Below are 9,873 nucleotides of genomic sequence, written 5' to 3'. Positions count from 1 at the left end.
CATCCGCGAGGTCGTGACCAGGGCCCATCCCGAGCAGGAGTACCAGGTCCTCACCCAGGAGGACATCCTCGGGGTGGTCGGGCGCATCCTCGGCATCCTGACCCTGGTGCTGGCCTCGATCGCCGGGATCTCGCTGGTCGTTGGCGGGGTCGGGGTGATGAACATCATGCTCGTCAGCGTGTCCGAGCGGACCCGCGAGATCGGGCTGCGCAAGGCGGTGGGCGCTCGCACCCGCGACGTGCTGCGCCAGTTCCTGCTGGAGGCGGTCGCCCTGACCGTCAGCGGCGGGATCGTCGGCATCCTCGTCGGGATCGGCGCCGCCCTGCTGGTCGGGCGGCTCTCGCCGATCCCGGCGGCCATCACCGGCTGGTCGGTCGCCCTGGCCTTCGGGGTCAGCGTGGCCGTTGGCGTGTTCTTCGGCGTCTGGCCGGCCCGCAAGGCCGCCCGTATGCAGCCCATCATGGCCCTGCGCTACGAGTAGGCGGCGGAGCGGTAGGCTTCGCGGGCCAGTCGAGCACGGAGCGAGGAGGATCGGTCATGCCCGCTGACCAGGCTGAGCTGCACCGGAGGGCCGTGGAGGAGTTCGACGCCCGGGTCCGGGCCGTCGGGGACGACCAGTGGGAGCTGCCAACCCCGTGCGCCGACTGGAACGTGCGCCAGCTGGTCAACCACCTCGTGTACGAGAACCGCTGGACGGTGCCGCTGATGGAGGGCAGCACCATCGCCGAGGTCGGCGACCGCTACGAGGGCGACCTGCTCGGCGACGACCCCAGGGCGGCCTGGGGCGACTCGTCCGCCGAGGCCGTCCGGGCCGTCCAGGCCGACGGGGCGCTGCAGCGGACCGTCGACCTGTCCAGCGGGCCCACCCCGGCCACCGAGTACGTGTCCCAGCTGTTCGCCGACCACCTGATCCACGCCTGGGATCTGGCCAGGGCCGTCGGGGCCGACGAGCGCCTCGACCCCGAGCTGGTCGACGCCTGCGCCGCCTGGTTCGCCTCCATGGAGGCGACCTACCGGGCCATCGGGGCCATCGGCGACCGGCCCGAGACCCCGCCGGGCGCCGACGCCCAGACCGTGCTCCTGGCCGCGTTCGGCCGGACCGCCTAGGACCCGGGACCGGGGGGTCTGGGGGACCGCAGCCACTCGAAGTGGGCCGGGTCCGGGACCAGCCAGCGGCCGCCCCAGGTGAACCCCCAGCGCTCCATGACCTCGACCAGACGCGGGTCCTGGGCCGAGGCGAGACCGGTCGGGTTGCCGGCCACGTTGAGGTCGACGGCCGCGCCCCAGGCGTGGCGCGACACCCCGCTGCCGCTCCGGGTCAGCCGCGGGTTCCAGCAGCCGCGGTAGGCCTCGGGGTCGACCAGCCGGGCCAGGTCGCGCTGGCGCAGCTCGCCCATGGCCCCGGCAAGGGCCGGGAGCAGGGCCCGGTTGCAGTGGACCTGGCCGAGGATCGGCACCCGGGCCGTGGCCAGGTTGGCCGCCCGCCAGGCCGGGTCCTGGTCGTAGGCGTCGGCCGCGCCCTTGCGCCAGGCGAACTCGCCGAAGCGCTCCTTGACCAGCGCCTGGGGGAGGACCGCGTCCCCGGCCCGGAAGAAGGGCGTCTCGCCCGGGCCGCGCAGCCGGACCCGGAGCCGTGGCGGCAGGGCGCGCCGGACCGCGCCGGCGACCGCGGCCCGCCCGCCACGGTAGGCCAGCAGCAGGTAGCGGTCCCTGGTGATCCCGACCGCCCTGGCCCCGGTCGCGGTGACCGCGACCTCGGCCGCCCCGACCAGGGTGTCGTCCACCACCCCGGCGACGGTCAGCCACCGTCCCGGCCCGCCGGGCCCGGGGGCGAGCCGCAGCCGGCCTCCCGGCCCCAGCCGGCGCAGCCGGGCCGAGGTCGCCCCGAGCAGGGCCTCGCCCGGCCGCAGCCGGGCGAAGGCGGCTCTGGCCGCGGCCGGCAGCAGGGCCGGGTAGGTGGCGGGGTCGAAGCCGATCGCCTCCAGCGGCACGGTGGTGCCCGGTCGCGGCCGGTCCAGCGGCCGCCCGTCGCTGTCGACCGACCCGGTCAGCCCGACCAGCCCGCCCTTGACCACGGTCACCGCCCGCACCCCGCGGATCCGCCCGGCCCGCCCGGCCAGCCCGTCCGGCAGCCGCCCCGGGGTCCACACCAGCAGCACCCGGTCCGCCGGGGCCGGGGGGCTGTGGACGAGGCCGGGCACCTCGTTCCCGGCTCGGCTACGCTCCCCCACCGGGGGCCCCGGCGCCGGGGGCCGAGGTCCCGGCGTGCCCGGCGGGGCGAGGCCGGTGGCCGAGCCGGTGGCGGTGGCGGTGGCGCGCGGGGGCGTTGGCTCGGGCAGGCGTTGCAGGGCGAGGGCGGTGCCGGCGCCCACGACCAGGCCGAGCACGGCGGCCGCGGCGGGCTTCAGCCAGCGGGCGGTCATGCCGGCTCCAGGGAGGCGGCGACGGCCAGCAGCTCCTCCAGGGAGAGGGTGGCGCTGCGCAGGGTCAGGACCCGGCCGGCCTCGACCCACTCGAGCTCGCCGCGGGCCGGGCTCCAGCGACCGTCGGCGCCACGGACGCGGACGCCGGCCGGGTCGTCGTCCAGGGGCGGGGTCAGCTGGTCGCCGGGCGTCTGGACCAGCAGGAAGCCGCGCGATCCGGGCCCGGGATAGGCCAGGGTGACCGTCCGGCCGTCGACCCGCACGGCCGGCGGCGCGAACCCTCGCAGGTCGCGGGGGCGGCGCAGGCCGGGGTCGGCCGCCAGGGCCTCGGGCAGGGACGAGGTCGCCGCCTCGGCCCATCCGGCCGGCACCGGGCGCCCGGCCACGGGCAGGGAGGCCGCCACCCTGGCCAGGTCGGCCTCGCCAACGCTGCCCATGACGACCAGGTCGACCGCGGCCGTGTGGACCGCGACCCGGGTGCCGTCCTCGCTCCAGTAGGCGACCCCGGCGCCGAGGCCGGCCTGGCGGACCAGCTCGCCCAGGTCGCCGAACAGGCGGCCACCGGGCCAGCTCCGGGTCGAGCGGACCTTGACCCACGCCCGCCCGTCGGTCCAGGTGCGCACCGCCGCCGCCGATCCCGGCGGCCCTCCGGCCTGCCCGTCCCGGTAGGGGCGGAACCCCGCCGGCAGCCACCCGGGGACCAGGTCGCGGTCCCTGGAGGCGGTCGCCGCCCCCCGGTCGCGGAACCCCGCGTCCTCGGCCCGGGCGCCGGCCGGCGGGGGCGGGAACGCGTCCGCCTCCAGGGGCCGGTTCAGCGACACCCGCGACAGGGTCAGCTCGAGCACGGCCTGGCCCGGCCGGTCCCGGTAGCCGCGCGCCTCCGCCCAGGCGCGGCGCTCGTCGCCGGGGGCGGCGCGGACCGCGAGGGCCAGCGGGACCAGGGCCGTGTCGTCCAGCCACAGCTCGACCCGGTCGGACGGGTGCAGGTCGCGGAGGTTGCCGGCCCCGGCGGGGGCCAGGCCGGCCAGCAGCGGCGCCACCTGGGCGACGGTGGTGGCCACCCCGGTCGCGGCCCGCCCGGCGACCCGCCGCGTCCCGAGGGGGGCGCCCGTCCCGGCCGGGGTGAAGCTCCCAACGGGGGTGACGAGGTCGAGGGGGACGGGGGTGGCGTCGGCGAACGGCTCGCGCCGCTCGACCAGGCGCACCTGCCGGCCTGGCGGCGCGCACTGGGGCATCGCCTCGGCCGGGCAGGCGCGCTGGCCCCTCGTCCACCAGCGGTCCCCGGTGACGACCAGGCTGAGGTCGCTGCGGGGCCAGGCGGCCGACGGGTAGGCGGTCCGGTCGGTCAGCTCCAGGGCGAGGTGCTCGGGCGCGCGGTAGCGGAGCCGCCCGGCGAACCGCCGCTCGGGCACTCGCGGATCCCAGCCCCGCTCGACCAGCGACACGTCCGCGGCCAGCGAGCCCAGCCCCCGCTGGGCCGCCACCACCCGTGCCGGCAGGTCGGCCATGGCGACCTGCCCAGGCCCGCCCCGCCCCAGCCCGATGAAGGTCGCCCCGAGCACGACCCCGCACAGGAACGCCGCCACCACCGGCAGCCCCCGCCCCCGCCCCTCGCGCCGGGCCGCGGGCCCCCGCCCCTCGCGCCGGGCCGCGGCCCCCCGCCCCCGCGCCCGCCGAACACGCCCGAACCCGACCTCGCCGTGCGAGGCCCCCCGGAGGGGGAGCGTAGCCGAGCCCGAAACGGGGTGCTCCCGGTTGTCCACACCCCCCGGAAGCGATCTCCCCCGACCTCCCTGGAGCGGCTCCGCCCGGCCCTCCCCAACCGACCCCGCCCGGCCTGCCTGGAGCGGTCCCGCCCGACCCGCCCGGATCGCCGTCAGGACCCGGGGGGCGACGTCGGGGACGACCCCGACCGGCTCGAACCGGAGTTGCTGGCGCAGGGTGACCAGGCGGGACTGGAACGCCGTGCAGGCCGGGCAGTCGGCCGTGTGCGCCTCCAGCGCCGCCCTCCGGCCGGTGGCCAGCTCGCCGTCGGCGGCCGCCGACAGCTCCGCCATGGCCTCCCTACAGCTCACCGGCGCTCCGTTCCTCGTCACGTCCGTGGGCCGCCGCTCCGCTGCCCGAGCCCCCGGACCCCTCGTCCCGCCACGCGACCAGGCGGACCCGGGCCTGGAAGACGCGGCTCTTCACGGTGCCCTCGGGGACCCGCAGGACCTCGGCCGCCTCGCGGTAGGTGAAGCCGAACACCTCGACCAGCAGCAGGGCCTCGCGCAGCTTGGGGCTGAGGCTGGCCACGGCCGCCATCGCCTCGACCCGGGCCTCGGGCGGAGGGCCGGGCGGCGGCGGCGGCAGCGCGGCCAGCAGCCGGTCGTGGCGACGGGCCGCCCGCAGGGCGTCGACCCCGGCGTTGCGGGCCACCCGGAACACCCAGGTCGAGAACCTGGAGCGCCCCGCGAAGGTGGGCAGGCGCTGGTAGAGGCGGAGGAAGGTCTCCTGGGTCACGTCCTCGGCCAGGGTGGCGTCGCCGAGCAGGTGGCGCAGGAAGCGCCAGACGTGGGCCTGGTAGCAGCGGACCAGCCGCTCGAACGCGGCCAGGTCGCCGTCCATCGCCGCCCGCACCACGGCCGGCTCCGGTTCTTCCACCCGCGGCCCCTTGGTCGACCCGCTGCACCCGCAATCCAACACCGTCCTCCCAGAGGAAGACGAGCCCCGCGGGGAGAAAGTTCAGCCGGTGGAGCGGAGGGCGTCGAGCACGCGGGCCCGGATCACCTGGGGGCCGGCGCCCAGGCGGGTCAGGATCAGCATGGCCAGGCCTTCGCCCTCGCGGGCGACGCCGAGCAGGATGTGCTCGGTGCCGATGTAGTTGTGCTTGAGGGCCAGGGCCTCGCGCAGGCTCAGCTCCAGGACCTTCTTGGCCCTCGGGGAGAACGGGATGTGCCCGGCGGCCAGCGGCACGCGCCGGCCCCGTCTGCAGCCGCGGCCGGGACGCCAGTAGAGGGCGCCGGGCCCGAACGACGCCTCGACCCGGCGCCGGACCTCCTCCAGGTCGATGCCGATGGCCCCGAGGGCCTCGGCGTCCCGCTGGCCCAGGGGACCGCGCCCGACCTCGGCCAGGACCTCGCGCTCGACCGCCGCCGCGGTGATTCCGAGGCCGCCCAGGGCCCGGGCGGCGATGCCGTCGCCCTGCAGCAGCCCGAGCAGGATGTGCTCGGTGCCGGTGTAGCCGTGGCCCAGCCGGCGGGCCGCCGCCTGGGCGTCGACGACCACGTTCCGGGCCCGGTCGGTGAAGCGCTCGAACATTCAGTCCCTCCGCAGCAGGCCCCGGCGGGCCGCGTGCTTCTTGTGGACCGCCTGCCGGCTCACCCCGAGCTCGGAGGCGATCTCCTGCCACGACCAGCCGGCGGCGCGGGCATTGGCCACCTGCAGGGTCTCCAGCTGCTCGAGCAGCCGCCGCAGCGCGGCCACCGCCCGCAGCCCGACCCGCGGGTCCTTGCTGTCCACCGCGTTCGCCAGCTCGGTTGCCTCGTCCATGGCTGTCATCCTAGGTTGACACGGAGGGTGTTGTCAACCCCTGTTGACAGAGGCCGGGACTAGCGGGGCTCGCCGCCCTCGGGGGGGTTCTGGCCCAGGAAGCGCTCGAGCTCGGCCGCGATCTCGTCGCCGGAGGGGATGCGCTCGTCGGCGCCCTGCTCGACCATGCCGCGGATCTGGTCGACGAACTCGGCGATCTGGGGGCGCTCCCGGATGGCCTGCTCGACCTGTTCCAGGTGGTCCTTGGTGGCCGCGTCGAGCTCGGTGGTCTCGATCTCGACCCCGGTCAGCCGGCCCAGGGTCTCCACCAGGGCCAGGGCCGCCGGTGGATGGGCGCCGCCGGCCAGGTACGGCGGCACCCGGGCCCAGAGCCCGGTGGCCGGGATGCCGGCCCGGTGCAGCCGCTCCTCGAGGACGGTCTGGATGCCGGCCGACAGCTCGACGATCACCGGCACCGTCTCCAGCCGCTCCGCCAGGTCGGAGTCGGCCGAGGTGCCGACCACCGCCACCGGGTCGGTGTGCAGCGCCGGGGCCGGGAACGCCCCCAGCCCGAACACCTCCACCACCTGCAGGCGCCGGCAGGCCTCGATCACCTCGTCGCAGAACGCCCCCCAGCGGAAGTCGGGCTCCGGCCCGGTCAGCAGCAGCGCGTCCCGGTCGCCCCCGGGCGTGGCCTTGAGCAGCTCGGTCGGCGACCAGGTCACCTCCTCGATGGTGCCGCTGGCCAGCCGCACGACCGGGCGCCGGGCCCGGAAGTCGATCAGCTCGTCGGCGTCGAAGGCGGCCAGCCGGGTCGCGTTCCAGCGCGACCGGAGGAACACGGCCGCGGTCTGGCCGGCCAGCCCGGCATCCGTCCAGCCGTGGAGGTGCACGACCAGGAACGGGTCGCGCAGCGCCGGCGGGTCGGTGAGGTCGAGCAGCTTGCCCATGCCAGGCAGGGTAGTCGCTTCCCCCCCGGCGCGGCGACCGTATGCCTCTGCAGCAAAACCAGCCGATCCGATTGGACCACTCGAACCTACCTGGACAGGCGGGAGTCCAGCGCGCAGCCTACCTCCCGGCTGCCCTCGGTGGAGAGGTGATGGAGATGCGACGTGTGGTCGTGCTAACGGCCCTGGTGGGCCTCGTGACCCTGCTGGTGACCGTCCCGCCTGCCGCGGGCGCGCCCGGCCAGGAGCGGGCCGCCGCCCAGGAGGCCCGGGTCGACTTCAACGACGACGGGTTCACCGATCTGGGCGTCGGCGCCCCCGGGGAGGACGTCGGGGCCGCCACCGACGCGGGCGCCCTGAACGTCATGTACGGCTCGGCCGGCGGCCTGCAGGCCAGCGCCGACGTGTTCTTCCAGGGCAGCGGCGGGGTCGGGGGCAGCCTCGAGGACAACGACCGGTTCGGCGCTGCCGTGGCCAAGGGCGACTTCAACGACGACGGCATCTTCGACCTTGCCGTGGGGGCGCCCGGCGAGGCGGTCGGCAGCGACACCGCCGCCGGCGCGGTCAACGTGCTCAACGGCTCCAGCGGCGGGCTCACCGGCGGGCCGCTGTTCACCCAGGCCAACGCCGAGACGGGCGACGGGTTCGGGGCCGCGCTGGCCGCGGGCGACTTCGACGACGACGGCGTCTTCGACCTGGCCATCGGCGCCCCCGGCGAGGACATCGGCGCGACCGGCGACGCCGGCGCCGTGACCGTGCTGTTCGGGTCGCCGGGCGGGCTGACCACCGCCGGCAGCCAGACCCTGTTCCAGGGCGGGGGCGCCGGCGGGACCGCCGAGGCGGACGACGCCTTCGGGGAGGCGCTGGCCAGCGGCATCCTGGGCGGCGACGGCATCGCCGACCTGGTGGTCGGCGCCCCTGGCGAGGACGTCGGCGCCACCCGCGACGCCGGGGCGGTCAACCTGCTCGCCGGCTCGCCGGGCGGCCTGGTCGCCGGCGCCGTGGCCACCCAGGGCAACCCGGAGCTCCTCGACCTGTTCGGGGCGGCCGTGGCCACCGGCGACTTCGACAACACCGCCGGCGACGACGTCGCCGCCGGCGCCCCCGGCGAGACGGTCGGCGGCAGGGCGTTCGCCGGTGCCGTCAGCGTCCTCAACGGTCCTCCGAGCGGGCTAGCCAACGAGCGGCTGCTGTTCCAGGGCACGGCCGGGATCCCGGGCAGCCCGGAGAGCTTCGACCAGTTCGGGGGCGCGGTGGCGCCGACCGACAGCAACGGCATCGGCCCGTGGGACCTGGCCGTCGGCGTGCCCGGCGAGGACCTCGGCCCGGACGAGAATGCCGGGGCGGTCAACCTGCTGGCCGGGTCGGCGGGCGGCCCGGGCGGCGGGACCCTGGTCACCCAGGCCAACCCGGAGGACTTCGACAACTTCGGGTCGGCCATCGCCGGCGGGTTCTTCCTGCACGACTTCGACCTCAATGGGTTCTTCGACCTGGCCGTCGGGGCCCCCGGGGAGACCGTCGGGGCGGCGGCGGCCGCCGGCGCGGTCAGCGTGTTCAACGCCTTCGGCGGCGGTGGCGGCACCGTCGTTCCCGGGCCGGTCTTCACCCAGGGCTCCGGCGGGCTCGGCGGCACCGCCGAGACGGGCGACACCCTCGGGGTCGCGCTGGAGTAACCGAACCAACGGCCTCCCCCCGTCGTCTGGAGGGGGGAGATGCCGATGCGCCGAACCGCCGCCATGGTCGCCGTGACCGCGGCCGCGCTCCTTGCCGTGGCCCCGCCCGACCCCGGCGGGGCGCGGTCCTCCGGGGCCGCGCCGGCCCAGCGGGCCGCCCTCGCCGACCTCAACGGGGACGGGTTCGACGACCTGGCCGTCGGGGCGCCGGGGGAGGCGCTCGGCAACCGTTCCGGTGCCGGGGCTCTCAACCTGCTGCTCGGGTCGGAGGACGGGATCGCGCCCAGCGCCGACGTCCTCTCCCAGGACAGCGAGGGCGTCGGCGGGACCGCCGAGGCGGGCGACGCCTTCGGCGCGGCGGTCGCCCAGGGCCGCTTCAACGACGACGACTACGTCGACCTGGCCGTCGGGTCCCCTGGCGAGGCGGTGGGCGGGGTCGGCCTGGCCGGCGCGGTCAACATCCTCTACGGCTCCGCCGGCGGCCTCACCGGCGGCCCGTTGCTCCTCCAGGAGAGCCCGGCCCCGAACGACCGGTACGGCACCTCCCTCGCCGCCGGTGACTTCAACGGCGACACGTTCGCCGACCTGGCCGTCGGCGCCCCCGGCGAGAACGTCGGCGCCGTCAGGGACGCGGGCGCCGTCACGATCCTGTTCGGCTCGGCGGACGGCATCACCCCGAGCGGCGCCCAGACCCTCACCCAGGGGAGCGGAGGCGTCGCCGGGACGGCCGAGGACTTCGACTGGTTCGGGCAGGCGGTCGCCGCGGGGACCCTGGCCGGTGACGACCTCGCCGACCTGGTCGTCGGGGTGCCCGGGGAGGACGTCGGCGAGGTCGGGGAGGTCGGGGCCGTGAACGTCCTCGCCGGGTCGCCGGGCGGCCTGGTCAACGGCTCCCTGGTCACGCAGGGCAACCCGGAGGTCGACGACGCGTTCGGGATGGCCGTGGCCACCGGCGGCCTCGACGCCGCCGCCGGCGACGACGTGGCCGTCGGGGCGTTCGGGGAGACCGTCAACGGCCGGGCGTTCGCCGGCGCGGTCAGCGTGCTCAGCGGCCCGCCGGAGCGGCTGGCCTCCGAGCGGCTGCTGCACCAGGGGACGGCCGGCATCCCCGGCACCCCGGAGACCGACGACCGGTTCGGGATCGCGCTGGCGCCGGTCGACGCCGACGGCGTCGGACCGTGGGACCTGGCCGTCGGGGTCCGCTCCGAGGACGTCGGCCCCGACGTCGACGCCGGGGCGGTCAACCTGCTGGCCGGGTCACCCACCGGCCCGGGCGGGGGCCGGCTGCTGCAACAGGCCAACCCGGAGGACTTCGACGCC

General features: G+C 77.0%; 9 protein-coding genes and 2 pseudogenes. 4 read left to right on the top strand and 7 right to left on the bottom strand.

Going from position 1 to position 9,873, the window contains the following annotated elements; genetic code table 11:
- On the top strand, window positions 1–481 hold a 481-nt coding region (locus tag VF468_16520), incomplete at its 5' end, for an FtsX-like permease family protein (protein ID HEX5879897.1).
- A gap of 56 nt (window positions 482–537) precedes the next feature.
- Complete coding sequence (locus tag VF468_16515) at window positions 538–1,107, top strand: TIGR03086 family metal-binding protein (GenBank protein ID HEX5879896.1); 570 nt, start codon at window positions 538–540, stop codon at window positions 1,105–1,107.
- On the opposite strand, the gene VF468_16510 is transcribed toward VF468_16515, so the two are convergent.
- The 7 genes and pseudogenes from VF468_16510 to VF468_16480 form a co-directional block, all read right to left on the bottom strand.
- A complete protein-coding gene (locus VF468_16510) occupies window positions 1,104–2,423 on the bottom strand; it encodes a M15 family metallopeptidase (GenBank protein ID HEX5879895.1) in 1,320 nt (439 codons plus the stop codon). The two genes, VF468_16515 and VF468_16510, sit on opposite strands and share 4 nt — an antisense overlap.
- Window positions 2,420–4,480 (bottom strand): zf-HC2 domain-containing protein, encoded by a 2,061-nt coding sequence (locus VF468_16505; protein ID HEX5879894.1) that lies wholly within the window; start codon window positions 4,478–4,480, stop codon window positions 2,420–2,422. Before VF468_16505 ends, VF468_16510 begins: the two co-directional genes overlap by 4 nt.
- A gap of 7 nt (window positions 4,481–4,487) precedes the next feature.
- Window positions 4,488–5,066 (bottom strand): sigma-70 family RNA polymerase sigma factor, encoded by a 579-nt coding sequence (locus VF468_16500; protein HEX5879893.1) that lies wholly within the window; start codon window positions 5,064–5,066, stop codon window positions 4,488–4,490.
- 105 nt (window positions 5,067–5,171) lie between these two features.
- Window positions 5,172–5,498: pseudogene (locus VF468_16495) on the bottom strand (Clp protease N-terminal domain-containing protein).
- An 18-nt stretch (window positions 5,499–5,516) separates the two neighbouring features.
- A pseudogene (locus VF468_16490) lies at window positions 5,517–5,723 on the bottom strand (Clp protease N-terminal domain-containing protein).
- On the bottom strand, window positions 5,724–5,954 hold the full coding sequence (locus VF468_16485; GenBank protein ID HEX5879892.1) for a helix-turn-helix domain-containing protein: 231 nt from the start codon (window positions 5,952–5,954) through the stop codon (window positions 5,724–5,726).
- Between the two features lie 59 nt (window positions 5,955–6,013).
- On the bottom strand, window positions 6,014–6,883 hold the full coding sequence (locus tag VF468_16480; protein HEX5879891.1) for a PAC2 family protein: 870 nt from the start codon (window positions 6,881–6,883) through the stop codon (window positions 6,014–6,016).
- 155 nt (window positions 6,884–7,038) lie between these two features.
- Here VF468_16480 and VF468_16475 point away from each other — a divergent pair, with 155 nt between their 5' ends.
- Complete coding sequence (locus VF468_16475; GenBank protein HEX5879890.1) at window positions 7,039–8,553, top strand: integrin alpha; 1,515 nt, start codon at window positions 7,039–7,041, stop codon at window positions 8,551–8,553.
- Window positions 8,554–8,598: 45 nt separating this feature from the next.
- The coding region (locus VF468_16470) for an integrin alpha (GenBank protein ID HEX5879889.1) at window positions 8,599–9,873 on the top strand (1,275 nt) is incomplete at its 3' end.

The sequence above is a fragment of the Actinomycetota bacterium genome (assembly GCA_036280995.1).
Classification (GTDB): domain Bacteria; phylum Actinomycetota; class CALGFH01; order CALGFH01; family CALGFH01; genus CALGFH01.
This window is presented reverse-complemented; position numbering and strand designations above follow the sequence as displayed.